Annotated in this window: 20 protein-coding genes and 3 pseudogenes; 6 read left to right on the plus strand and 17 right to left on the minus strand. The window is 46.9% G+C overall.

Annotated elements, in window-relative coordinates; translation table 11 throughout:
- On the minus strand, positions 1-2,536 hold a 2,536-nt coding region (locus tag AB4Z29_RS05075), incomplete at its 3' end, for an InlB B-repeat-containing protein (protein ID WP_441942020.1).
- Positions 2,537-2,764: 228 nt separating this feature from the next.
- Between AB4Z29_RS05075 and AB4Z29_RS05080 the strand changes: the two are divergent.
- The 4 genes and pseudogenes from AB4Z29_RS05080 to AB4Z29_RS05095 form a co-directional block, all read left to right on the plus strand.
- Positions 2,765-2,989: pseudogene (locus AB4Z29_RS05080) on the plus strand (response regulator); the annotation flags it as partial.
- Positions 2,969-3,071, plus strand: a pseudogene (locus tag AB4Z29_RS05085) (DNA-binding response regulator); the annotation flags it as partial. The pseudogenes AB4Z29_RS05080 and AB4Z29_RS05085, both read left to right, overlap by 21 nt.
- A gap of 68 nt (positions 3,072-3,139) precedes the next feature.
- Positions 3,140-3,403, plus strand: coding sequence for a helix-turn-helix domain-containing protein (locus AB4Z29_RS05090; protein WP_376769720.1), 264 nt, complete (start codon positions 3,140-3,142; stop codon positions 3,401-3,403).
- Entirely contained in the window at positions 3,400-4,806 is a 1,407-nt protein-coding gene (locus AB4Z29_RS05095; protein ID WP_441942021.1) for a HAMP domain-containing sensor histidine kinase, read from the plus strand. Before AB4Z29_RS05090 ends, AB4Z29_RS05095 begins: the two co-directional genes overlap by 4 nt.
- A gap of 698 nt (positions 4,807-5,504) precedes the next feature.
- On the opposite strand, the gene AB4Z29_RS05100 is transcribed toward AB4Z29_RS05095, so the two are convergent.
- The 8 genes from AB4Z29_RS05100 to AB4Z29_RS05135 form a co-directional block, all read right to left on the minus strand.
- Positions 5,505-5,780 carry an RHS repeat-associated core domain-containing protein gene (locus AB4Z29_RS05100; RefSeq protein ID WP_441942022.1) on the minus strand — a complete coding sequence of 92 codons (276 nt, stop codon included), beginning with the start codon at positions 5,778-5,780 and terminating at the stop codon, positions 5,505-5,507.
- A 432-nt stretch (positions 5,781-6,212) separates the two neighbouring features.
- The gene (locus tag AB4Z29_RS05105) at positions 6,213-7,145 is read right to left on the minus strand and encodes a hypothetical protein (RefSeq protein ID WP_441942023.1); all 933 of its coding nucleotides are present in this window, start codon (positions 7,143-7,145) and stop codon (positions 6,213-6,215) included.
- Between the two features lie 299 nt (positions 7,146-7,444).
- Entirely contained in the window at positions 7,445-11,740 is a 4,296-nt protein-coding gene (locus tag AB4Z29_RS05110; protein WP_441942024.1) for a family 43 glycosylhydrolase, read from the minus strand.
- Positions 11,741-11,756: 16 nt separating this feature from the next.
- On the minus strand, positions 11,757-12,623 hold the full coding sequence (locus AB4Z29_RS05115) for a carbohydrate ABC transporter permease (protein WP_441942025.1): 867 nt from the start codon (positions 12,621-12,623) through the stop codon (positions 11,757-11,759).
- A gap of 16 nt (positions 12,624-12,639) precedes the next feature.
- Positions 12,640-13,539, minus strand: coding sequence for an ABC transporter permease (locus AB4Z29_RS05120; RefSeq protein ID WP_441942026.1), 900 nt, complete (start codon positions 13,537-13,539; stop codon positions 12,640-12,642).
- Between the two features lie 108 nt (positions 13,540-13,647).
- Positions 13,648-15,255 (minus strand): hypothetical protein, encoded by a 1,608-nt coding sequence (locus AB4Z29_RS05125; protein ID WP_441942027.1) that lies wholly within the window; start codon positions 15,253-15,255, stop codon positions 13,648-13,650.
- Between the two features lie 154 nt (positions 15,256-15,409).
- Positions 15,410-16,603, minus strand: coding sequence for a DegT/DnrJ/EryC1/StrS family aminotransferase (locus AB4Z29_RS05130; RefSeq protein ID WP_441942028.1), 1,194 nt, complete (start codon positions 16,601-16,603; stop codon positions 15,410-15,412).
- Between the two features lie 13 nt (positions 16,604-16,616).
- Positions 16,617-17,909: a neutral/alkaline non-lysosomal ceramidase N-terminal domain-containing protein gene (locus AB4Z29_RS05135; RefSeq protein ID WP_441942029.1), complete on the minus strand. Its 1,293-nt coding sequence runs from the start codon at positions 17,907-17,909 to the stop codon at positions 16,617-16,619.
- A gap of 116 nt (positions 17,910-18,025) precedes the next feature.
- On the opposite strand from AB4Z29_RS05135, the gene AB4Z29_RS05140 reads away from it, so the two are divergent.
- Entirely contained in the window at positions 18,026-18,940 is a 915-nt protein-coding gene (locus tag AB4Z29_RS05140; RefSeq protein WP_441942030.1) for an AraC family transcriptional regulator, read from the plus strand.
- On the opposite strand, the gene AB4Z29_RS05145 is transcribed toward AB4Z29_RS05140, so the two are convergent.
- The gene (locus tag AB4Z29_RS05145; protein ID WP_441942031.1) at positions 18,937-19,893 is read right to left on the minus strand and encodes a Gfo/Idh/MocA family protein; all 957 of its coding nucleotides are present in this window, start codon (positions 19,891-19,893) and stop codon (positions 18,937-18,939) included. The two genes, AB4Z29_RS05140 and AB4Z29_RS05145, sit on opposite strands and share 4 nt — an antisense overlap.
- Before the next feature lie 69 nt (positions 19,894-19,962).
- Here AB4Z29_RS05145 and AB4Z29_RS05150 point away from each other — a divergent pair, with 69 nt between their 5' ends.
- Positions 19,963-20,178 carry a hypothetical protein gene (locus tag AB4Z29_RS05150; protein WP_441942032.1) on the plus strand — a complete coding sequence of 72 codons (216 nt, stop codon included), beginning with the start codon at positions 19,963-19,965 and terminating at the stop codon, positions 20,176-20,178.
- Between the two features lie 17 nt (positions 20,179-20,195).
- On the opposite strand, the gene AB4Z29_RS05155 is transcribed toward AB4Z29_RS05150, so the two are convergent.
- The 7 genes and pseudogenes from AB4Z29_RS05155 to AB4Z29_RS05185 all read right to left on the minus strand — a co-directional run bounded on the left by AB4Z29_RS05155 (position 20,196) and on the right by AB4Z29_RS05185 (position 24,524).
- Positions 20,196-20,570 carry a transposase gene (locus AB4Z29_RS05155; RefSeq protein ID WP_441942033.1) on the minus strand — a complete coding sequence of 125 codons (375 nt, stop codon included), beginning with the start codon at positions 20,568-20,570 and terminating at the stop codon, positions 20,196-20,198.
- A 645-nt stretch (positions 20,571-21,215) separates the two neighbouring features.
- Positions 21,216-21,521: pseudogene (locus tag AB4Z29_RS05160) on the minus strand (DNA alkylation repair protein); the annotation flags it as partial.
- 113 nt (positions 21,522-21,634) lie between these two features.
- Positions 21,635-22,321: a DUF4386 domain-containing protein gene (locus tag AB4Z29_RS05165; protein WP_441942034.1), complete on the minus strand. Its 687-nt coding sequence runs from the start codon at positions 22,319-22,321 to the stop codon at positions 21,635-21,637.
- A gap of 6 nt (positions 22,322-22,327) precedes the next feature.
- Complete coding sequence (locus tag AB4Z29_RS05170) at positions 22,328-22,552, minus strand: helix-turn-helix transcriptional regulator (RefSeq protein WP_441942035.1); 225 nt, start codon at positions 22,550-22,552, stop codon at positions 22,328-22,330.
- A 1-nt stretch (position 22,553) separates the two neighbouring features.
- A complete protein-coding gene (locus AB4Z29_RS05175; RefSeq protein ID WP_441942036.1) occupies positions 22,554-23,000 on the minus strand; it encodes a hypothetical protein in 447 nt (148 codons plus the stop codon).
- Positions 23,001-23,434: 434 nt separating this feature from the next.
- On the minus strand, positions 23,435-23,839 hold the full coding sequence (locus AB4Z29_RS05180) for a hypothetical protein (protein WP_441942037.1): 405 nt from the start codon (positions 23,837-23,839) through the stop codon (positions 23,435-23,437).
- A 46-nt stretch (positions 23,840-23,885) separates the two neighbouring features.
- The gene (locus tag AB4Z29_RS05185; protein ID WP_441942038.1) at positions 23,886-24,524 is read right to left on the minus strand and encodes a polymorphic toxin-type HINT domain-containing protein; all 639 of its coding nucleotides are present in this window, start codon (positions 24,522-24,524) and stop codon (positions 23,886-23,888) included.
- Positions 24,525-24,565: the final 41 nt, after the last annotated feature.

The raw sequence follows: 24,565 nt of genomic DNA on the forward strand, positions 1-24,565 counted from the left end.
ATTCCGTAGAGCCAGCCGCTTCCTTGTACCAGCCCTCGAAGGTAAAGCCAGCTCTCGTTGGATTCGCTGGAGCCGCGATCTTCGCTCCCGCGCTAATATCGGTCAAGTCCGCAACCACGCTGCCTCCCTGCGAATCGAATGTCACCGTGTACGTCGGATCCGGCGTCCACTTCGCGTACAGCGTCACGTTCGCCGTTACCGTATCCGTGCCGAACTGCCATTCCGTAGAGCCAGCCGCTTCCTTGTACCAGCCCTCGAAGGTGAAGCCGGCTTTCGTTGGATTCGCAGGAGCCGCGATCTTTGCTCCCGCGCTAATATCGGTCAAGCCCGCAACCACGCTGCCTCCCTGCGAATCGAACGCCACCGTGTACGTCGGATTCTGCGTCCACTTCGCGTACAGCGTCACGCTAGCTGTTACCGTATCCGTGCCGAATTGCCATTCCGTAGAGCCAGCCACTTCCTTGTACCAGCCCTCGAAGGTGAAGCCGGCTTTCGTTGGATTCGCAGGTGCCACGATCTTTGCTCCCGCGCTTATTTCGGTCAAGTCCGCAACCACGCTTCCTCCCTGCGAATCGAATGTCACCGTGTACGTCGGATCTGGCGTCCACTTCGCATACAGCGTCACGCTAGCTGTTACCGTATCCGTGCCGAATTGCCATTCCGTAGAGCCAGCCGCTTCCTTGTACCAGCCCTCGAAGGTGAAGCCGGCTTTCGTTGGATTCGCAGGTGCCGCGATCTTCGCTCCCGCGCTAATGTCGGTCAAGTCCGCAACCGTGCTACCTCCTAGCGAATCGAATGTCACCGTGTACAAGTCAGGAATGACCGCTTGCAAGACGAGCCCGCTAAGTCCCACAGCCACGAACGCGCCGCTACCGTAGCTGACGTCCGCCAACTGCTTCGATGTCGTGAGTGTCTGGGTCGTCCAACTCGTGCCATCCGTGGATTTCGCGATTTTATTCGGTGATCCTACGGCCACGAACTCGCCGTTGCCATAGGTAACGGCCATAGGATACCCACGGGCGCCCGTCGATGAGTTCGTCCAATCGATGCCATTCGAAGATGTCACCACGGCTCCGTCGGACACGCCCGCCATGAACTTTCCGTTACCGTATACGACGCTATAGATCCCGTCCGAAGTATTCGAAGTCCGGCTCGTCCAAGTCTCTAAATCGCCGGAAGTCAAGATCGTACCGCCGATGCCGACGGCCACGTACATGCCGTCGCCGTATGCGATGTCCCAAAGATTTTGCGAAGTGCCAGAAGTTCGACTCGCCCAGCTTACGCCGTCGTCGGAGGTCGCCAGCGCACCTGCAGCACCCACCATCACGAACTTGCCATTCACGAACGAAACGCCGTATTGCGAGCTACCGAACGTACGGCTTGTCCAACTCGCGCCGTCGCCTGATGTCAAGATGGATCCGTCGCTACCCACGGCCACGAACGTACCATTGCCGAAGCTCACGTCGTATAGCGATTGCCAAGTACCTGAAGTTCGGATCATCCAGTTTGCGCCGCCGCTTGAAGTCATAATCGTCCCGACATCGCCCACCGCCACATACGTACCCTTGCCATAAGTAATGGCATTAAGATCATGACTGGTTCCCACTGTTCGGACAACCCAACTCGTCCCATCGTTGGAAGTCAAGATCGTTCCCCCGTAGCCTACCGACAAGTATGTGCCATTTCCGAATACGATCCCATTCAAGATCGAAAGCGTGACCGCATCGCGTTTCTCCCACGCCACTCCGTCGACGGAGGCGTAGACGAGTCCGTTATGGCCCACTGCCACAAAATCACCGTTGCCGTAAGTGACGTCTTCCAGCGTTAGTCTATTATCCAAATGTTGCTTCGTCCAACTCGCGCCGTCGCCTGAAGTCACCATCGCGCCAGCAAACCCCACCGCAACATACGTGCCGTTACCGAAGGCAATGCCATAGAGATCCGGAATATTGCTGGGCGAGGCGTCACTCCAGGCTACTCCGTCAGAGGAAGTCAATATCGTCCCCGATTCCCCTACCGCCACAAATTTGGCCGAACCATACACGACGTCCGTCAGGTTCTCATCGGTACTCGAAGTACGATTCGACCAATTCTCTCCGTCAGCCGAAGTCAAGATCGTCCCAGCGTCTCCTACCGCCACGTACAAGCCGTTGCCGAAGCCGACACCCTCTAGAAATTCCGAGGTTCCCGACGAACGGGAAGTCCAGTTCAATCCATCGCCCGAAGAGACGATTACGCCTCTATCGCCAATCGCCACGTACTTTCCATTCCCATATACGACGCCATTGAAATAAGGAATTCCCGGGCCTGACCAACGATTCGTCCAGTTCGTTCCGTCGGCGGAGGTCAGCAGAGTACCGTTCCCCCCCACTGCCACGTATGTACCGTCGTTGTAAGCAACGCCTTGCAGATCCTCGGACGTCGGATAGGGACTCCGAATCGTCCAATCGTACGCGGCTGCCTGGTCCGCATAAGTCGGAATCATTCCTGTTAACAAGAGCAATGCCATGAATATCGTCACGTAGCGCTTGATCATCACTTCGAAAACACTCCTCTACCATTAATGTCGTCGTTAACTATAACAGGAAAATAGCGCAGTATTCTTAATGAAATCTTAATAGCGCCATCATTCGACCTTTTCCTAGCGCTCTTTTCCCGTTATGATGAGGAGAGTATTAGGGAAGCAATAGAATCGGAGTGTGGTCGTGACATGCATCAAATTCTCGTTGTCGATGATGAGCCGGACATTCGCACGCTAATCCGCATGCACTTGGAGAGAGCGGGCATGCGCGTGATCGAGGCTGCCTCGGGGCGACAAGCTATCGAAACGTTGCGGGAGCAGCCCATCGAATTAATGATATTAGACTTAATGATGGATGATGTGAACGGCTTTGAAGTTCTTCAATATGTGAGAGCTCGCGGAACCGACGTGATCATCATCGCATTAAGCGCTAGAAGAGAGGTACAGGACAAGATCGATACGTTAGGGTTGGGAGCGGACGACTACGTCACCAAGCCGTTCAGTCCGATGGAATTGCTTGCCCGCGCACAGGCGCAACTCCGAAGGCATCGTCCCGGCAGCACGTCGCACCCCTACGGGGTCATTCGGATGAATAAGCTGGCGCTCGACATCGATAATATGGTGCTGGCCAACGGATCGCAACGTCACGAATTGACGCAATACGAATGCGAGCTGCTGCAATTGTTCATGAAGAATCCGGATCGCGTGCTGACCAAGCGAGACATTTACCTGCATGTCTGGAAGCACGATCACGTGAATGACAACAACTTGAGCGTATTCATGAACCGGTTGCGCGCCTTGCTCGACGACGACTCCGATACCGCACCGCAGATTCATACGGTAAGAGGCATCGGTTATCGATTCTCAGGAGACGGCATATGAAAAGTCGCACGAAGCTCTGGCTTGTCATGCTGATCAGCGCTGCAAGCAGCCTGATTTTATTCTTGTTGTTGTCCTTCATTGTCACGAAGATATGGAATGATGGGTATAATCTGAATCAATTGGAGTCGATCGCGCACGAGACGCTGCTGACCGTCGAAAGGCATAGTCTTGACGGCGTTCGACCGATTCTGGATGCGGTTCATGACCGGCATCCGGCGATACGCTTGGAATGGGTCGCGTCGGACGGCTCGAGGATCTACGATACTACCGGCGGAACGGCCCGATACGACTTCGGACAGTTGGCCGGACGCTTCGTGAATATGCCGGACAACCTCTGGGCCGAGCATGAAACGGCCACTCTCGTATATTCCCTGGCCCGGAACGGACAATCCGAATATCTGTTGTTAAGCTTGCCTAGCGATGAGATGAAAACGGGGCAAGTCTACTTCTTTTCACGATCATTCAAGCTGTTGTACGCTCTCATCCTGCCAGTCCTGCTATCCGCCCTGGTCCCCTATTTCCTGTCGATCTGGTTCTTCTCCTCCATTAATCGTCGCATCGGCAAGCTGAACAAGGCCTTGGGCCAAGTCGGCTTAAGAAGCGACGTCCTGGTGCTAGAGGACAAGTCGAAGGACGAAGTCGGCCAGCTCACCCGTCATTACAACGAGATGGCTCGCCGGATTCAGCAACAGGCCGTTCAAATCGAGCAGTTCGATAAACGACGCCGACTGCTGCTGTCCAATTTGTCCCACGATTTGCGAACGCCGCTAACCATGATCCTGGGCTATGCCGAGACGATTCGCACGAATTCGTTCCATGACGACGGAGAGCTTCGCAAAAGCGCGAAAATCATATTGCAACGTTCCCGCTACATGGACAAACTGTTGGATCAGCTGCTGGACATCTCTCGGCAAGACTCAGGTGTGTTCGAGATTCATCCCACCCCGACCAACTTGTCCGAATTGATGCGAAAAATCGTGTCCGACTATCTGTTGCTGTTGGACGGGCAAAACTATGCGGTCGACATTGAGATCCCGGAGAAGGACGTCGAGTCGGATCTCGACGCTTCCCTCATGGAGCGCGCCGTTCGCAACTTGCTGGACAACGCTTTACGTTATGGCAGCGACGGGGAGTATCTAGGGATCGGACTCGTCCAAGAAGACGATTGCGTGCTTATCATCGTGAAGGATCGGGGGAGAGGCATCGACCACGCCGACCGCGACCGCGTCTTCGAACGATTCTTTCGCGCGAACGAAGGAAGGCAAGGCGAAGGTCTCGGCATCGGACTTTCCATCGTGAAAGAAGTCGTCGACCTGCATCAAGGCCACATCCGCTTGACCAGTACCCCGTATGGGGAAACCTCGTTCACGCTCCTACTGCCGCAGCGTCGATTGCAGGAATAATCGTCGAACGGCCAGACTCCTCCCAAAATAAGACAAGCCTCCGACCCAACTGGTTTTACCCCCGTAAAATAGACAGTGAGAAAGAGTATTCATTTATGCGGCGATCGCGATTCGGTATTCAACCGGAGTACGGTCGCCGAGTTTTTCTGGAAACGTTAGTGTTTTTAAAAGTCTATATATTCCGTATTTACAATTAGCCGACGGATGAAGCTTTAACAACCCGAAGCTAGGAAGCAACGAGCCAACGTAGTTTATAGATGTTTGTGCCTACGTATTCAGCTCTTTTCTTTAAGATAAGCTCAAAAAAAAGACCGAGAATAAAACGGAATTCAGGAATGGCACGGGAAGAAGTCCTGGTCATTAACTCTTGTTCCAACACGTTTTGTAACCACCGTAAAAGACAGTAGCGAAACCCCTGGATCTCTTTAGCATTCGCGAAGCATCACTCTATCGTTTCATTTCGTTTGCGATAAAGCCATCCTCCCGACTTACTTAGACAATTCAGTCGAACCATCATCTTGCTATTTTCCCAGATATGCCGAATCACTAATTAGTTTACTAAAGAAAAAAAGCTACCTAGAAAGGTAGCTTAGACTCAAAAAGAGTGCAAAAGTATAGCTAGGAGTGGAGAGTCCTGTCCTGAACCTGTAGGTTTTAAAAGTATATTTTCATACTAGCCCTCTAATTATCTATTCAATTTACACATACGTATCCTCATTAATAAACCGAGCCGTTGAAGGATCATACCACCGTGCTCTTAAATATTGAAGATTAACGCTATCATCCCAATATTCTCCTGAGTAACGGAAAGGATTATCCACAGATCCCGTTTCTTGTAATGGTTTACCCCAAATGTCGTAAACATATTGATTCTGCACGTTACCTTCCATATCACTCATTTCCACGACATCGCCGTGGCCATTCAGGAGATAAGAAGAACGGCTGCCATCGATACCAATAATCCGCTCGAGCAAACCAACACCATAGACGTAAGAGGCTTTTTCGAATGTATGGTGATGGGTCCGATTAGTGTTTAATTAGAACCAATAGGCAAGATTCACTTGATGTTACAGCCTGGCATGTTGCTCACCCTGTCTCAGACAGAACTTTTGTCGAAACGCTTCTGCACAAAGCTTTAGCCGTACGTAGGCATCCTAGCTACATGGGGGCTTGGACACTCCCATGGTCGGACTTTCACCAGCTAGAAGATGCGTGCCTCTGGGCACGCGCTAAAAAAAAGCAGGCCACTTTGCCTGCTCATCTATTACGTATTATTTCATTCCCTGTTCATGGAGTGAAGTTATCTAACAGGCATCCTATAAATGGTAAATAAGCTTTATTACTATTAAAAGACCCGGCATCTCCAGTCATCCTGGACAAGCCGGTTTCCTTTATTTACTATACTATTATGTCAGCGTTAGCTTAGTTACACGTCCATCGAAAATCCATTCAGCAACATAAACCGATCCCTTGGAATCTACACAAATACCATGTGGTGAACTGAATTTATTATCTGTGTAGTATGATTTAGGCAAATTCGGCCAGCCTTCTTGTTTGTAAGCCTGCTGATCTTCGCCTAAATGACAGATCAACCGATCATTTTTGTCGAAGATCGTAATTCGACTGTTTAAGTCTGGGAAGAAGAGATCGTCCCCATGATAATAGAAGCTGCAGGGCTGATCCATATCATTATCGATGACTCTTTTGAAATCGCCCTGTAAGGTAAAGACTTGAATACGATGATTGCCACGATCAGCTACATAAACCTCTTCTACACCACTGCGTATATCAATGGAAATACCATGTGGACAGTTCAATTGTCCCAATTCCGTACCTTTTCCACCCCAGGAACGGATATATTCCCCTGATGCCGTATATTGATGAATCCAGCTTTGACCATAGCCATCAGATACATAAATATCACCATTTGCCGAAACGGCTACATCTGTAGGGATATATTTAAGCTCCTCGTTATATAAATCAGGACGATCAGGTGTTCCCAATGTCAGCAAGTGCTTTCCGCTTAAATCCATTTTTACTACATTACCTCGAGAGGTGTCAGTAATAAAGAGGAATTCATTGTTTTGCTCCTTATGGAGATAAAATCCGTGTGCGCCACCCTCGAACTCTTCGCCCCAGGCCGCTAGAAATTCCCCTGTCTGATTAAATTTGAAAATGGAGGGTTTACCTGTATGAAAGACATAGACGTTATCCTGATGGTCTACGACAATCCCATGTGTATAGCCAAACTCTAAGTGACCAGGAAGCTTTATCCAGCCTGGAACAAGATCATAGCTTCGTGCCGTATTTCCTAATTGCGGAATTTTGTTTGCTATCATAATTAATTCCTCTTTTCTTTAGTAAAGTGATTGGTTATTGTTCTTTGTTTTCAAAGAATCGAGTAATTTTATACTTTCTACTCTAAAAGTCTATTCGTGATGGCATATTCTTTTATGATAAACTCCCAAGCTATATTAATCTTTGAATTAACCGGACATAATTTTGCACTATGCGGACATAATCCGCTTGTTCATACGTACTCCAGTTCGGAATTATGGCATCCTCTGCTGCAACACTAGAAGGCCAATCGGCCGACGATCAACCCGTCGGACAATTGGCCCTCATCAAAAAGCTCTTTTCACGGTTTAAGCATAACATCCAGATAGTCAATCTCCGCGTAATTAGCGCCTTTGGTAAACCTGATTTTATTATGTCCGGCCGTTAAAGTTTTCTCAATTGCAGTTGTCCCCCAGTTTCCCCAGCCGGAATACGAAATGTCAACTGATTGACTCGTTCCTCCATTGACAGTCACACTGTAGGTCGAGGTCGGATTGCCGGTCATTCCGTTAGCCGTTCTTGCCAACAGGATATAGGAACCTGCAGAAGCGACGGTAACATCAAATTCGATATAACTGTTCGCATTATCGATGTATCCAACCTTTTTGCGGCCTGAGGCCGTCTCGTCCTGAACTCTCTTTGCCCCGTTCGCAAGCTTCGCTTCCTCGGCTTCATACCGCTTCCTCTCGGGCTCTCCGGACGGTTTCCGGATCGGAAAGTTCGGCGAGACCGGAGCGCCGAGGTTAGGCGTGTTGTCGGCATTCCACGTAAAAGGCTGCGCCCTTACATGCCGTGTCCAACCTGCGCCTGAATATCTAGCAGTATGATAGATTAACCAATCCTCAGTGCCGTCAGGCGATTTGGTGAAGCTATTGTGCCCCGGTCCATAGATGCCGCTTCCACTGCTGAAAATCGACGTGTTCTTCTTCGTCCAGGAAGCTGCAGACAATAAGTTGGACGTGGTGCTTGCCGTCAACAGTCCCAAGTTGTAACTATCGCTCCAGCTGCCATTAGCCGAGTATACCAAATTCACCTTATTGCCTTTAACGATAGGCTGCGGAGCTTCATTTATATCAGGTATATCAGGACCACCCTGACTCATCTCCCAGCCATAAGTAGGCGATGCTATTAACGTCTTTGCGCTGGACAGCGTATACGGATTGCTCATCGATGCCACATAGAGGTTCTGACGTACCTGATACGGAGAATCCCATCCGGACCAGAACCAATACAATTGTCCTGCAAGATTCAACAYGGTGCCGTCGATGGCCCACAAATCCGTCGCGTCGGTTATTTTCCCTTTATCGGTAAAGGTTCCTTGGAACGGATCGGCGTTTGTATTTTCCAGTACAAACATGCGATGGTTGTAACCATCCGTATCACCGCATGTCGTGGCCGAATAATAAGCATACCAGGCATTGTTCAGAAAATGAATTTCCGGCGCCCAGATAGCCTGACAGTTAGCCGCATTGGGGTTGTCGGTCGGCGGGGCCCAGATGACCTTCTTCTCGCCGGACTCCATACCGGACATGGTCTTGGATCTCCAGATCGTCACATTGTTTCCCGTGGTCCGGGTGTAATAATAGTAACCGTCGGTATGTTTGTACATCCATGCGTCAGCGCCATCCTGAGAGATGACGTTATGGAAATCGGATCGGGCAAGCTGCGGCGAACGCACCTCGACCTCGGATAGTTCCACAAGGCCGCTCTGACCGCCTCCTGGAAATTTCAAACGCAAATACCTTCCCGAAGCGTTCAAGGTGTACGAGTACTTCGATGAATCGTAGCTCAGACCCTCGATAGGCACATTAGTCGCACTCAGTGCGCTAGTCCAAGCAACCTTGTCATTACTAACCTCAAAGGTGATGTTAGCCGGCACGGTATATGCGGTGCCATAAGGAAATTCCCGGAAGTATAAAGCCACATCCTGTATGGACGTTATTTTTCCCAAATCTACCTCCCACCAAGAGTTTACCGCTCCCGCGGCGGTTGAAGCCCATGCATTCTCCGCCGTTCTGCGGGAGTGCGTACCGTCGTTTGCCTTAGAGGCCGGATACATCGTCGAATACACCGATGAAGCCGTCGCTTTTCTCTTGAAGGCGGCATTTTGCGCCTGCCGCTGATGCTGAGGAAGACTGCGGTTGAAGATCCCAACCTCCGACAATTGCACCAGCGTATCCTGGCCGCCGTCCTCAAACAGCAATCGGACATATCTTCCTTTGCCGTTTACGGAATAGGAATACGTAGCGGACCCATAAGACTGACCCGTCGCAGGAACGTTAGCCGATCTTGCGATCAGTGTCGTCCAATTCGTATTATCGTCGCTTGTTTGAATAGTAATCGTCTTAGGCACCATATAGGCCGTATCTGAGATAAATTCCCTGAATTTTACCTCGATGGTTTTAAACTTTTCCTGCTGTCCCAAATCAACCTTCCACCAACTGTTCAGGTTCGTACCCGAGGTGCTTGACCACGCATTGTTCGGATTGGCGGTCCCATGACTATTCAAACCGTCGTTTGCCTTGCCTGCAGCGTAGGTACTATCAATTACAGAGGATGCGGAAGCCGTCTTTCCGATCGCTAGATTAACGGATGCTGCTGCCGATTTTTCTTGAGCGATTTCAACCTCCGAAAGCTCGATGATCGAGTTTTGCCCGCCTGTAGGAAACTTCAATTGTACGTATCTAGCCTCCCCCTGGAAAGGATAGAAGTACACTTCGGATGCATAGGTTGAACCTTCCAGCGGAACGTTCGTCGATTGACTTACGACCGTTGTCCAGTTGACGTTGTCGTTGCTTATTTGTACGGTTACCGAGTTCGGAACCATGTATGCTTTTTCTTCAAACTCACGATACTTGACTCGCACGCCTTCCATTTTCTGCTTTTTGCCTAGGTCCAGCTTCCACCAGGAATTAAGCGTAGCGCCGCTAGCGGTAGCCCAAGCATTCTCCACGGTGTCATTGCTGTTAATACCGTCCACGGCTTTAATGGCGGCATAGTCAGCGCTGTACTCCGATGACGAAGTAGCGGTTTTCTTAAATCCCGGATTGGATACGATCGTGTCCCAATATTTTTTGGCACGCGCAAACTCTGTCGCATCGTTCTTGTAGGCATCAGGATTCCACATCCAGTTTGCCATCGAAATGGCATAGATTTTGTGCGGAGTTGTCGGCCGGAAAATATTTTCCAAGACGCCTTCGGAAGTATTTCGCGGCATATCGTTCCATACGTAACTGCCCGGCAATGTTAAAGATTGAGCAGGCGGAACTAGTGTTTTCGTTTTAAACGGAACTCTTGAATCTGTAAAGTAATAGTTGTCTATCTCCCATTTCGGTACGTCCTTATCGTTAAAATTCAATCTAGTATCCGCCAGTTCGTAGTCATTGTGCCAATAGAATGGCAGTTTATAAGGATTGCTCGTAGAATTTCTCCAAGTGGATACGTGGGCAGGCGTTACCTCCGTCGAGAAGACATCATACCCTGTCCAAGTCGCTCCGATCTCCGGGTTCAGTCCGTCCGTAAAGGTATTCAAGTAAGTGCTGATATCCGATTCGCCAAGAAAATATTTCTCGGGTGTCGCCAGCAAATAGAACCCTTCCTGGCCTGACAAACTTTTTTGTACTTTATTGGCCAAATCCCGATGTTTCGCCGGATCCGGATAGGCCTGATCGTCAAAGGCCAGCATAATTTTGGAAGCGCCTTCATCTAGTGATAATTTAAATAAATCGAGCAGCTTACTATACTCCGCATCAGTCGGCAGCCCTCCCGAATAACCGGGATTGACCCCCTGCATAAATTGAATGATCCCTTTGTCCCTTTCATAATTGCTAAATTCCTTTACCGCATTCACGTAATCCGAAGAAGGATTTCTCCATCCAGTCTCTAACAGATGAGAGTAACATAAGTTGAACACGTTAATCTTCAGCAAAGGAAGCATATGCATCCAGTCTCTAGCGTCGGAATACGAAAATTCTCCTTCATTATTAGCATGAAATTTTGTGTAGATGTCCTTGATGATCCGCATATCCATATCCGGATAGTCGCGAACCGATACGACCCGCAGCCGGGTTAGGGAGCCGCTCGAATCAACCATTTGGGAAAGGCTCGTCGCACCGTAATAGGCTCCGATAGCCTCGTAACCGGTTACTAACACAATATGCCGATTGCCGACCAACGCCCGCTCGATTGCATACCCCTCCTTATGATCGGGAACATCAATGGAGTGGCTGCCGTTAATGGTATTGGTATTCGCCGTTCCGATGGCAATGACCACCGAATAGCCGGAATTGGATTGATCGTCGTAGAGTATCGGAATTTGCTGCCCGTTCTTGCGGGCAATGACTCTTTGCAGCAAATCTGCGCCCTCCTCCTCCGCCGGTGAAGCATCTCTTCCGATTACGATAGCCGCTTTATAGGAAGTACCGTCATGCAGCGTCAAAAACTCGTCCGTATAGCTAACCTGCTGAGGGGTTGGTACGATCTTGTCGATATCCGCAATCGCCGCACTGGCGCGCTCGAACGGGCCGATGAGAAATCCGGTTGTAGCAAGAGCTAGAACCATCACTATTTTTGTCAGATACACTAGATAACGTTTCATTTAATAACCTCCTCTATTATTCTTTAAGCGATCCCAGCATTGCGCCTTTGACAAAATATCTTTGCAGGAACGGGTAGACGACCAGAATTGGCACCGTGGCAAAAATAATAATGCCTGCGCTCATCATTTCCGGCGTAACAGGCATATTTAGTTCGAACTGTACCTCCCCCATGAAGTTGTTCAAACCTTTCTTAGCGACTAGGTTCTGCAATAGCACCTGCAAAGGATAGAGTGTCTTGTCCCTGATGAAAACAAGTGCGGAAAAGTAAGTGTTCCATTGATAAACGGCATGGAAGAGACCGATGGTGGCAATAACAGCCGTCGATAAGGGCAGCACGATACGGAAATAGATGCCCGCCTCGCTGCAGCCGTCCATCTTCGCCGCATCGAACAGCTCTCCGGAAACATTCCGGAAAAAGGTTCGCATGATGATCACATAAAAGGCGCTTGTTGCTCCAGGTATCATCAATGACCAAAGCGTATCGAGCATATGGAGAGATTTGACAAGCAGAAAGCCCGGTATAAGCGGTGCGGGTAAAATAAAAGTAAGTACAATGAGCCGCATGATCCACGTTCGACCTGGCATGGTCGTTCTAGAGAGCGCGAAAGCAATCATAGACGTGAGCGCCAGTGTAATTAGCGTGCCGACAATGGTAATGTAGACACTTACGCCCATCGCCCTCCACATTTCATCCATCGAAAATATTTTTTTGTAAACGGCAAACTGCAATCCTTTGGGCCTGAAATAGACAAGCTTAGCCTGCGCATAAAGCGGTGAACTTAGGGAAACCGACAGGATGTGAATTAACGGAGCCAACATGATTAAGCTTAGAGCTGTCAAAATAGTGACCAAAAAGGCTTGGAAAGCTATAGGTTTACGCACGATTCCACCTCCTAAGTTAGTAAAGGCTCTCTCCGGTTGTTTTACGACTGAGCGCATTCAGCCCGAATACAAGTACAATGCCTACCACGGCTTTAAATAAGGCAATTGCCGTCGTATAGCTGTACTGGCCGCCTACCAAACCGAAAGTATATACATACGTATCGAACACCTCTCCCACATCCCTAACTAGCGGATTCAGGAAGATCAGCACCTGCTCTACATTCGCATCCAAAATATGCCCAATCGAGAGAAGCAGCACGACAACCATCGTCGGCATCAATAAGGGCAGTGTAATGCTCCACATTTGTCTCCATCTGCCAGCTCCGTCAACCATGGCAGCTTCGTAGAAATTCGGATTAATTCCGGATAGTGCCGCCAGATAGAGTATGGTGCCCCATCCAACTTCTTTCCAAATCCCAGTGGATATCAGTACGGCTATGAATGTGTTTCCTTGCGTTATATAATCAACCTTTGCTAAACCTATTTGACTAGCTATCGTATTAATAATGCCTTCGTAAGAGAGTAGATTAATGAAGATCGATCCGACGATAACCCATGACAAGAAGTGAGGCATGTAGACAACGGTTTGTACGACTCTCTTGAACGCCATCGATTTCAGTTCATTCAGCAGCAACGCTAAAATGATCGGTGCAGGGAAGCCGAACAACAACGAATAGAAGCCGAGCTTCACTGAGTTTCGAAACACTTCATAAAAATCTTCAAACCCGAACATCCGCTCGAATTGAGCAAAACCCACCCACGGGCTGTGTAAAATTCCTTTGAAGATGTTATAGTCCTGAAAGGCAATAACATTGCCAAGTAGTGGAACGTATTTGAATAGTAAAAAATAGAGCAATCCGGGCAAAGCGAACAAGATGAGAACCCACTTGTCGCGTACAACCAATCGCCTATTCATAACATCACCTGCCGATCTTGTGGATGGCCAACCTATTTTTCCAGCTTTACTGATCTTTCGCGAACCGCGCTGCATGCATGAGGCATACAGCGCAATCCACAATTAACGTTATTTATGGAACGCATTATACCATTGCGTTGCTTCATCAATTGCTTTATCTCCGCCGCGTTTATTCCAGTCCGCAACAAATTTGTCAAAGGCATCGATCGGTTGACTTCCCGTCATAATCTTGGAGAACATCTCGACAAACATCGTTCCCCACGTCGATATTTCCGGGTTGTTCTGGAAGGTGACAAGCGGCGGCATATACAGGCTATCATGCGGCATTGCAATATCCGCCGAGAGTTTATAGCCAGCAATTATCTTTTCCGATTCCGGCAGCGTTTTTAATACCAGATCGTTGTTGAACCCGATCTCGCGGGGATTGATAGACAATTGGAACATTTGGAACGCATTTTTGTCTGCATTCACAGGAGCCGAAACATCATATTTGAGTTCTCCGCTTTCTTCGGTATAGTTGGAGCCTTCAATCCCATAAGCGAAGAACTTATCTGCTTCCGGGGCACTCCATGCCCAATCGAGATATTTGATGATTTCTTCGGGATTTTTTACCGTTTCTGGAATCACCCACACGAAATAAATGCCGTCGGACACGGGTCCTAAACCTCTTTCGCCTTTAGGTCCCGCCGGTGGAGCGACCATCGAGATCTTGACCTTGTCCGGCTCGTTGACGAATTTCTTAGGCGCATTGGCTGCACTGAAGTCAGGTGTGTATTGATAGACAGCGGCAGCAAAGCTTCCCGACTTGCCGTTATAGATATCCGCGCGGAAATCGGCCTCCTTCTTCGTGAACAAATCACGATTGACATATCCTTTCTCATATAGCATCCGATAAAATGCGATTGCTTCCTTCATCTTCGGGCTGATCATATCAGGAATCAGCTTGCCATCCTGCATGTGCCAAGTTCCGGGATCAACGCCGAACGAACCGAAGAACATCGAGCTCCAACCTACTCCTTCAAACATCGTATAGCCGTATTCGTCGTCTGGATCACCATTTCCGTTCACATCCTGAACCTTAACCTGCTCGAAATAGTTAAGCCACTCGTCAATCGTTTCCGGTTGCTTCAGGTTAAGTTTATCGAGCCAATCCTGGCGGATAAAACCGATTCTGTCGTTTGCCGTTCCGACAAGAACTGGAATGCCGTAAATTTTCCCGTCCTTTTGAACACGTGGACTGTTCCATGCGGTTTCGGGAATCCGTTTTTTGAGGTTTGGACCGTACTGATCAATTAAGGAACCTAATTCTTTGAAGATACCCTGTTCAACCGCATCCTTGTGAATGGTGGAATCGATACTAGGCGTCCGGACCAAATCAGCCAATTCCCCAGAAACAAAACGCAGAGAGAGCTGTTGATCGTAGTCGGAATGTCCAAGAAAATCAAAACTGAGATTATAACCCGATAACTTGTTTAACTCTTTGATATAAAGATCGTCTACTTTTACAGTTTTGGCATACTCTGCTTCTGCATGGGAAAGCAGTACCTTGATGGATTTATTGCCCGAATCGGGATTTTTGGTATCGCTTTCATTATTTCCTTCAGTGCTTTCTTTCCCTTCACTATTCGGACTGAGCTCGTTTCCTTTGTTCCCCTTACTAGTACACGCGGAAAGAATGAGTGCAAGTGCAATGACGATAACCCAAATTTTTTTCATTTAGTGATACCCCTCTCGTCTAGTAGTATTCATGATTTATGTTTGCAAGGCGGTCAACTGCCTGAGGTCGCGATCCTGCAAGGCATTTGGCCAATCCTCTGAAACTAGACCGTATACTGCGAAGCCAGCACTCATTAATAAATCTACTGCTCTATCAATAGGATTGGATTACTTTGTTGATACCATTCGCAATATCTTCCATGTCACTCTCGGATCCAAGAAGAACGTTCTGGTGTAGCCAGAGCAATTCAAGTTCGGATGCTCTTTCTGCCACCGGACAGCTATTAGTCCTAACTTCTCCAACCAGCTTGTGGATACGATCGATAATGGCGGAATTCTTGTTAAGTGGGACATAACCTGCCGTAACCGGTATCCCCTCTGCATTCAACTTGCGGATAAAATCTTCTTTAACAATTTTGTCTGTAATTACTCTATCCAGCTTGAACATATAAAGGTGGTTCGCATGTTTCGTAATCCTGCTATCATACTTCACGGGCTGGATTCCTTCTATTTGTTGCAAGAGTCCGTCCAGATTATTTGCGCTGCGCTGGCGAATTTCCATCTGTTCTTCCACTCTGCTCAACTGGGCAAGCGCTAGCGCAGCCTGCACCTCACTGAACCTGAAGTTCCAGCCAATGCGCTCGTGCTGATACCATTTACCGTTGCGAACACGACCACAGTTATGAATAGACCAGACATGATCGGCTAATTCCTCATCGTTGCTCACAATGACTCCGCCCTCACCGCTATTGAGATTTTTACTAGATTGGAGACTGAAAGTACCCAGATCACCTAGAGCGCCTACCCCCTGGTCTTCCCATTTGGCAGCTACCGCCTGCGCGGCATCTTCAATTAAAGCTAGTTTATATGTCTTCGCGATTTGCCGCAATCGTGTCATATTGGCCGGTGCACCGGCAATATGCACTGCGATAATCGCCTTGGTAGCTGGCGTGATCGCTTCTTCAACTTTGTCCGGATCGATCAGCATGGACTCATCTACATCCGCAAATACTGGAATAGCCCCAATCAATAATGCTGCCGTAGCGGTAGCAATGAACGTATAGGGGGGCATGATGATCTCATCGCCGGCATCTACACCTGCAGCCAGTAAAGCAATGCTTATGGCAATTGTGCCATTGTTGACTGTTACAGCGTATTTCGCATCCTGCAGACAGGCAAATTTTTCCTCGAATAATTTGATTTTATCTGGATCCACACCTCCCCAGTTCCCCGATCTAACAGCCTCCAACATAAGCTTTTCTTCCAGGTCTCCGAATATCGGCCACTTGGGAAATGGGTGCGTTCTTATCGGACTTCCACCATCTACTGCTAATCTTAACTTCTGCATGCTGGTACTCCTCCTAGTTTATTGGTTCGTCGATAATAGCCATAAGTTGTCTTTTTACTTCCGCTTCAACAGCCTGGTCGAAGGGACAAGGAAGGCCGAAATAAGTGACGGATTCAATCGGCTCATATCCGCCTTCCTGCAGTTGATTAGCGGTTGTAATATATCCAATCATTCCATTGCTGTAAGCCAGAGGGACTAAGCCCGGGGAAAAGCTTTTCATGAACAAACCGTATTCCACAACCATTTCGCCATTCATAGCTATAAATGTTAACCCTTCGGCTATTGTTAGCTTAGTAATTTCAAATCGGGCTTGCTTCCTGAGCTTGTCAGGTTGCTCCAAGAAGCTTTGAGCCCAATTGCGGACGTCGGCTGAAGTCGATTCATCCACGACTCGCTGCAGCTTTTCCTTCGAAGGTATTTCTGCATAAGGAAGCACTGTAATCGATCGCCTACTAGTCAACACACTGGGTTCAAGCCCTTTAAGCTCTCCAGCTAAGATCGCATCTACGTCGTCTACAAGCCTTTGTCCTACGATGGAAATGACATCCTGATTGCTTTCGGAAACTTTCGGCATAACGGGGTTAATGTCGCCGCTGCAGCCTTGAAGATAAGCGCATACCGTCAAGGATCCGTTACGCTGCTCCAGCCTTTCCATCGCGTAACCACAAAATTCAGAGGATACCGAATTGCGGTCCGTTAGTGTTGGATGACAGGCATAGTGGGTTAGCACACCCTTCTTCTTCCCTGCGAAAGTAGTAAAGACGTATACCCTTAGCTCAGGATCGGTCAATCCTTCGGGGTTCGGAGACAACACAATTTGGTCCCCTTCCTTCTTCCTGCGATTCACGCCGATTCTTGATGTGCCTTTTCCCATCTGTATCCTCACAGGCTCGGCATCGGCTACTGCTTCTTCCACACCCTGCATTACCGCTTGTTCCAAAAAAGCGAGGTAATTCGGATCAGGCACTCCTAGCCCAATTGTTCGCATAGAAACGGCCGGACCGGAGTGTGTATGGGTGGCATGTAGAATAATGGCGTCCACCGCGATTCCCCACTGACGCTCTATTCGCATGCGCAGTTGATCAGCCAGTTCTTCGGACCAGAACAGAATATCGGTAGACAAGAGCAGCGACTGCATCATTGAACCATCCGTAGAATGCTGTTGAAAATAAAACGTTCGCAAGTACAAGCGGCTATCGATAGTCTCGAAGTTTCGATTGCTCCGGCTGGCAAAACCAGCTAGCGGCAAAGCGAATGGCGGAGTGATATCGACTTTGGCTGTACCGACACTTAATTGAAGCTCCATAGAATCACTCCTTTTGATTTCTATGTTATAATACATTTCATTAAGAATTCGGTCATTTTTTTTATTTACTTGGTCAATAAAAGTAAAATAGCGAAAAAATCGGGGGGTATATCGTCATGGTTGTTTTTCCTGAATATGAAGATGTTCTGTCTTTATCTGGAGCCGTGAGCCGCAAGTTTTCGTGCGTAGTTACAACGCATACGCTCCATAAGCATTATGCATTGCACCACCATGATGTGCTCGAACTATCCCTCGTCGTTAGCGGAACCGGAACCGAATTCATAAACGGGAGTCCGCATAAACTTCAACCAGGAACAGTCACTTTTTTACGCCCCCATGATATGCATGAAATATTTTGTGATGATACTGGCGTAGAAGTGATTTGTTGCATGTTCGATATAAGCCTGCTGTTTGGATCCACAATGGAGGCGGAATTCGGCACGATCATTTTAGGAACGAATGACGGAGCCACATCCTATGTAGACCTCGATCCTCACTCTTACGCCGAAATGAGCGCTTGCCTTGAAAAAATGCGGTTAGAATACCAAGAAGACAAGCTGGCTAAAAATTCGTATATTCGCAGCAAACTAATCGAAGCCCTGATAATCTATTTCCGCGCTCATCAGAGAAGAAACAATCTCACACCGCCAAGCTCCAATTACCGCAATAAAAAGTTGATATGGAATGTCATTCAATACGTGAATACTCACTATATTAACGACTTATCCCTTGAAATACTCTCCAGCCAATTCGATACCAGCGTTTCCGCCATTAGTCTTGCGTTCAAGGAAGTAATGGGAACAACTTTCCTTCAATATTTGCACAGCCTTCGGATAAGGAGAGCTACCGGCCTGCTGCTGAACACAAGCATGTCTATTCTGGATGCCTCCTTGGAAGCAGGCTTTCAATCCTTTCGCACCTTCTCCAGGGTTTTCATGAAAATCGAAGGAGTATCTCCCCGCGAATACCGGCTAAAGTACTCAAGGGAGCCAGTAACCTCCTCCCCTCAGTTCGATGCTTCAAAGGGTTAGGATTCCATGCACACCACAATTCGATTTGCAATTCTAACGGCGGAACAAGCTTCTTCCGCCGTTATAGGAAGCGGACCGTTCATCTCAATTGCCTGAATAAAGCTTAACAACTGAGAATAATAGGGGTCTTCAAGTTCTGACTCTTCAGGTATAATCACACCTCGATTCCGTGAATTTTTATGAACCACCTTATTATCGCTCACAATATCCTCATTGAAGCCGTTTGAACGAAGAACTTTCTGTTCTCCCGTAATATCAAATCCGGCATGAAAGTCAGTCGCCCCCCAAACAGCCTCTAAGCTAACCTTAGTACCGTCAGCATAATAGAGCCATGCCAACGCTTGCTCCCCACTTTCGAGAGCTACAATTTCTGCTCTTATTTGAGTAATTTGATCTCCAAGAAGCCAAAGCACGTAATCGATATCATGAATCATAAGGTCAAACACAACGCCGCCGCTTTTTCGCTTATCCAGAAACCAGCTGTTCTCCGCCGGCATTAGGCTTGCTCTTGTTGTACGAACAGACTTGACCGCTCCAACTTCCCCTGAGTGCAGCCGCAGTCGAGCATCCTTATATTCCGGAAAAAATCTAACGACATGGGCGACACACAATTTAACACCTTTAGCTCGGCTTGTCTCTATTAATTCCCAGCAATCCTCCTCGGTTAATGTGAGCGGTTTCTCGCAGATCACATGTTTTCCAGCCTCTAGAGCCATCCGCACATATTCCTTATGCAAGTAAGTCGGCAAAGTCACGCAGATGATATCGATATCCGGCCTTGCGATCATTTCGCTGAAAGATTCATAGATTTTTGCCTGCGGTAATTCTGCTAATGCGGCTGCTTTCGCCCACTCGGGATGGCATACAGCCGCAACCCGAACCCCCTTTATCCTCATCAGACGATCGACGTATACTTTTCCCATCGCGCCGCACCCAATTAATCCAATGTTCATGCCTACCACCCTCCTCTTCTTTCTACTTCATTTTAATGAAATCTACAAAAAAGGATGGTCAATATTATTATGCAAGCAGACAATTCTAATAATTCAATGTTGCTTTTTAAAAAGACAGAAAAAAGAGAGCCCCATGGCCAATGTCATCAAGATAAGCTCAAAGACAAGGTCGAGAATAAAACGGTATTTGAAACGGCATGGAGAGAAGCACCATACCGTTTGTTTTTTTGGTGCAAACAAGGAAAAAAGCTTACAGCAAACAAAACGGATGGGATATCCGCTTAAAAAATGTGTGAACCGAATTATGTTACTCTGTAAACGAAGCTCACAGTTGATTTCGAACGGATATTTCGCGTATGCTTCTGGCTTGGGCGAATGGGTCGAACCGGTAAATTGTTTTTGCGAATCAGCGCTTCAACATCGGATGGGGGTTCATCACCTTGTAAGCGCAGGAAATGTATACATACGTTAACGGCAACCGTGAAGTTGACTTCGTAGAGGTGGCGTTTATTCATTTGGGAAATGATGATATGCGAGGTCATCATTTCAGCGAAATTGTACAGGATCATTCTTGCGAAAATCTCCTGAGTGATGGACTCTCGTCTCTTTTCCTGAAAATTCGTTAGACCGACGCTATATTTTAATGCCTGGAAAGAGGTTTCAATGCCCCATCGCATGTTATAAATAAATTTGATCCCGGTGGGAAATCAGACGCAATAAGATTCGTTATGACGGGTTTGTTTTTTGGTAAGTGTCAGATGAACGTCTTGATCAAACTCTCCGCCAGGGCAGACACAGTCCCGAAAGAATACCACTGGAATCCAAATCCTTTACCCGTATGACATAGTTTCACCCATTGCGCTTGATATTCGCGAAACTGTTGTAGCTTTCATACCCTCGATCGTCAATAACAATGGTTTTTCCTTGATCGTTGAACGGTCAACCTTCGTGGTTGAACAAGGGCGTCCACGTAAAGTCTATTACAGAGGTCATACGCTGCGGTCAAATGCAGAAGGTTAAAGCCTTTTGTGTTCGGTTGATCAGACGGCGGGATTTTATTTCTCTGCTGGACAAAAGCAGAAGTGTTGCGGTGTTTACGTCATAGCCCTGCGATTCCAAGAGTTCCTTATATAAACTGTTGCCCCCATGGCGATCAGGAGTTGCATAACCGTTTCAAAGGGCAGCATTTTCTTTCGAATAAAATCTTTTGCAGGGTTTTTACATAAGGTGCTGGAGTGGCTGCCATTTCTCGTATGAGGGATGTCAGCGTTTCTTTTAACGAATTTGATGCTCATTCATTGGCGTAAACCTATTATTACTTCATAATAGGAATGCTGCCCGTTAGCGCGTGCAGGGTTATTTTCCCAAGACTTTATCAATGCCATTGTTTTCTTGTCTTTGGTGAGCTGATTAGCCATTAACCAATCCAATAAGTTATTTCGCTCATCAAAAGTGTGAGTCTGCATATCCTTATCAAGTTTATTTAGCACTTCTTGTGAAAGAAGATTTTTATCCATAATTAAGATTGCTAATAGTCTCGGCAAAAACGCTTCGGCTGACCAAAGTTCCATAGCTAGTTCGTGATCTTTTTTAATGTCCTTCGCGATTTTCCTTAAGTCGCCTAGCATAGTTTTACTGTGTATCTATGATAGAATGTTTTCTGCTTTTGAAGAACGTTTTATTTCTGTATTTTATTCATATTGATTTGACACAACTCCTTTCTTAAAGCACTGTTTCATAGTTACCTGATTGCAGATACATTGAACCCTCTCGTAATGAGCCAAAACGCTAGGACCATTTCATAGGCGAAGACCGGAAGCGCCAAGATTCCCCCCCATACGGAAAGTTGATCAACGACTCCGAACATTTCTAACAAGGCTACTAGAAAAATCAGTACTGACCCTATCATACCCAACAAGGAGATAGACCTGGGTACAAGTTTGGACTTATAAAAGATATAGCTATACATCATCGTATTGATTCCTAGAAAGAAATTGGGTCCTAGCATAAATGTCCATTCATGCACTGCTAATAGCAAAGTACCCGAAACTTGATAAGAGCCAATATCCGGTGCTCCCGCGGCTATGTAGTCCTGGCTTAGGGATAACAACGACAATACGCTGATAATCCCGACCGTAATAACAACGGCCTCCATAAACCGGAAGCAAACGTGCCAAATAGCAATCGTTTTATTATAATTTATCAAAAATGGGAACATCACGGTTGCAGTGCCGACTGCTGAAACGACAAGAATTAACTCCATTAGCGCTCCCAGGACCACCTGGTTAGCGTGTGCAGAACCTTGAGTCAGGTATTCCGAATCGTTCAGAATCGGATTATATAATAAAGCACCTAATATAGCTGCAACGGTAGCAATAATAAACAGAACACCTGCGATTCTTGAAGCTGCCTTCGTTGAAAAATCCATTCCTCATCACCCCTCCGGATTTTCTCCATAAAAAAATATCTCTTCCAACGTTAAGTTAAACGCGTGAGCAATACGAAATGCCAGCTCCAGAGACGGGGAGTAGTTTCCCTTTTCAAGAGCTACGATCGTTTGTCTCGTTACACCCACCTTGTCGGCCAGCTGCTGCTGGGTCATTTCATTATGGTTGAATCGTAATTTTCTGATATGATTGCCAACAAGTGCTTTACCCATCTTAGACCCCTCTCCTGTAGTGATACAGTCTCGATAAAGAACCCGTCACGTCTGAAAGAAATCCAGAGACGATTAAGACGATAAACATCATCTTCAAGGGCTGGTGTATAACCAAGGAGCCCATAGCCAGAAGAAAACCAACGATAAATACAGCAAATGAATTCCGGAAGGCCAACAAATCAATGCGCTTATCCAGTTCATCCGCGAATGCAGGTTCCTTTTCACCTGTCGTAATTCGGAAGACGATGTTAAAAATAATGCTGATCACGATATGCGCTGCTATGGAAATCAACGTCAAGCCGAGGACGAAGGACCCCCAGTAATAAAGCATTTCCTTTGAATCCAGTACCCCTTCAGGATGCTGCGGGTACCTGTACAAGCAATAAGCTGCAAAAATGAGTAGGGAGCTGATTAACGATATAATGCTCTTCTTTTCTTGATATGTCATATTCGATACCACCTCGTAAAGTAAATTATTATATACACAATGTATAATAAACCATACAATAAGTCAATGTTATTATACAAAAAAATGCCGACCACCACCTTAATAGGACGTGTATAGGCTATATTAAGAGATGGGAGTGAAACCCTCCAAAGGCGGCGTGGAGAATGCGTGCAGTAATGGAATTATATGGAGCGACAATAATCCCCCCTTTATTCCCGTGCGCCTTCATATTGCCGAATTCTAACATGGCGTTCCCCTTCCATCTATTCGGGGCAAGGCCACTTATTACGTGCGTACAACCAAATTAGCAGAATTCATACGGGATTGATAAGGATTTAGTTAGTTTCAGTTTAGCCGCCCAATTCATTCGTCACTGGGTGAGTCATATGGTCAAAAAAAACACCTTGAAGGAGTTATCCCTCAAGGTATTTCCATTAACTATCGATTTGTTCTAGAATAACCTCGTCACAGAGAACAGACAACCATGCTGTAGAGTAATCAAGTGTAAATAATTCAATGTGCTTTAGCCTATCAATTCCGTACTGCTCTATTAATTGGCTCGTTCTATTGGCCTTAAATAGAACAATAGTGTAGCAACTTTCCGGATTTACTAACTCATTTGGTAATGGTAGCAAGTCCCTTTTAAATTGAAAATCAGCTTTTGCGCAATTTTTAAAAGTTAACTTTAGCAGTCTTGTCTCGGAACGTCCTTCTTGTAAATCCCAATAGTAGTCCACAACTAAAGCCAAATCGAGTAGCTGATTTTCCCATTTAATCTCTGTTACGATACTATCAGTAAAATCAAAATTCTCTAACACATCGTTGATATTTGTTGCCAACAGCATATTCTCACCTAATTTCCAAAATAAAAGTGGGTTGTGTCTCTTAATTCTTGTTTACTTGCATTACTAGGGAAAATACCACCGTCATTAAGATAGCCCCCACCTTTGTTTTGAACCCTAAAGTACGGTGTGCCTTCTCCCGGTTTAGCAGTATGCGAACCTTAGTACCAGTTTTCGAGTCGACAAATATTGTTGCATCCCTACTCTTTTTACCGCCTGCTTCTATTGTTTTAGTCCATCCTGCATCTTCAAGATTCTTAATCAGGTCATTTGCAGAATTATTTTTGGCTAGTTGATTAAATCCCTTACCTGTCCAAGTTAAACAGTTATAAACCCATATGCCAAGGTTAGAAACAAAGTATGAATGAAAGTCCTTAACTTGGAAGTTATAAACCTTTGCTTCACGCTGCTCTTTCACAATCCTATCTATTTCCAGTTTAGTACTGTCACTCGAAACAAGCAAGTCGCCAACTTTCAGGGCTTTAACTTCGGTCCATCCCTTGCCATCAAGCCAAAATGGATGCTCTGCCGTTGCTTCGATGACTTCTTCACCAATATAATTCGATTCAAATGAACATTTTTTTAAGCGGATCGTCCATCCGTTTGTTTGCTTTACCCATTTTTCAGTCTGCAACAAAAAACAAACGGCACAGGGCTTTTTCCCATGCCGTTTCAGATTCATTTTCTATTCACGATCTTGTCTCTAAGATTAACTTAATGACA

This window comes from Paenibacillus sp. 2TAB23, from assembly GCF_052115165.1.
Classification (GTDB): Bacteria; Bacillota; Bacilli; order Paenibacillales; family Paenibacillaceae; genus Pristimantibacillus.

Excerpts from the sequence above, each read along its gene's own strand:
- AB4Z29_RS05090 (WP_376769720.1), top strand. The coding sequence starts at position 3,140 with ATGGTGCTGGCCAACGGATCGCAACGTCACGAATTGACGCAATACGAA.
- AB4Z29_RS05095 (WP_441942021.1), top strand. The coding sequence starts at position 3,400 with ATGAAAAGTCGCACGAAGCTCTGGCTTGTCATGCTGATCAGCGCTGCA.
- AB4Z29_RS05105 (WP_441942023.1), bottom strand. The coding sequence starts at position 7,145 with ATGATAGCAAACAAAATTCCGCAATTAGGAAATACGGCACGAAGCTAT.
- AB4Z29_RS05120 (WP_441942026.1), bottom strand. The coding sequence starts at position 13,539 with ATGAATAGGCGATTGGTTGTACGCGACAAGTGGGTTCTCATCTTGTTC.
- AB4Z29_RS05125 (WP_441942027.1), bottom strand. The coding sequence starts at position 15,255 with ATGAAAAAAATTTGGGTTATCGTCATTGCACTTGCACTCATTCTTTCC.
- AB4Z29_RS05130 (WP_441942028.1), bottom strand. The coding sequence starts at position 16,603 with ATGCAGAAGTTAAGATTAGCAGTAGATGGTGGAAGTCCGATAAGAACG.
- AB4Z29_RS05135 (WP_441942029.1), bottom strand. The coding sequence starts at position 17,909 with ATGGAGCTTCAATTAAGTGTCGGTACAGCCAAAGTCGATATCACTCCG.
- AB4Z29_RS05140 (WP_441942030.1), top strand. The coding sequence starts at position 18,026 with ATGGTTGTTTTTCCTGAATATGAAGATGTTCTGTCTTTATCTGGAGCC.
- AB4Z29_RS05145 (WP_441942031.1), bottom strand. The coding sequence starts at position 19,893 with ATGAACATTGGATTAATTGGGTGCGGCGCGATGGGAAAAGTATACGTC.
- AB4Z29_RS05150 (WP_441942032.1), top strand. The coding sequence starts at position 19,963 with ATGCAAGCAGACAATTCTAATAATTCAATGTTGCTTTTTAAAAAGACA.
- AB4Z29_RS05155 (WP_441942033.1), bottom strand. The coding sequence starts at position 20,570 with ATGCGATGGGGCATTGAAACCTCTTTCCAGGCATTAAAATATAGCGTC.
- AB4Z29_RS05165 (WP_441942034.1), bottom strand. The coding sequence starts at position 22,321 with ATGGATTTTTCAACGAAGGCAGCTTCAAGAATCGCAGGTGTTCTGTTT.
- AB4Z29_RS05170 (WP_441942035.1), bottom strand. The coding sequence starts at position 22,552 with ATGGGTAAAGCACTTGTTGGCAATCATATCAGAAAATTACGATTCAAC.
- AB4Z29_RS05175 (WP_441942036.1), bottom strand. The coding sequence starts at position 23,000 with ATGACATATCAAGAAAAGAAGAGCATTATATCGTTAATCAGCTCCCTA.
- AB4Z29_RS05185 (WP_441942038.1), bottom strand. The coding sequence starts at position 24,524 with ATGAATCTGAAACGGCATGGGAAAAAGCCCTGTGCCGTTTGTTTTTTG.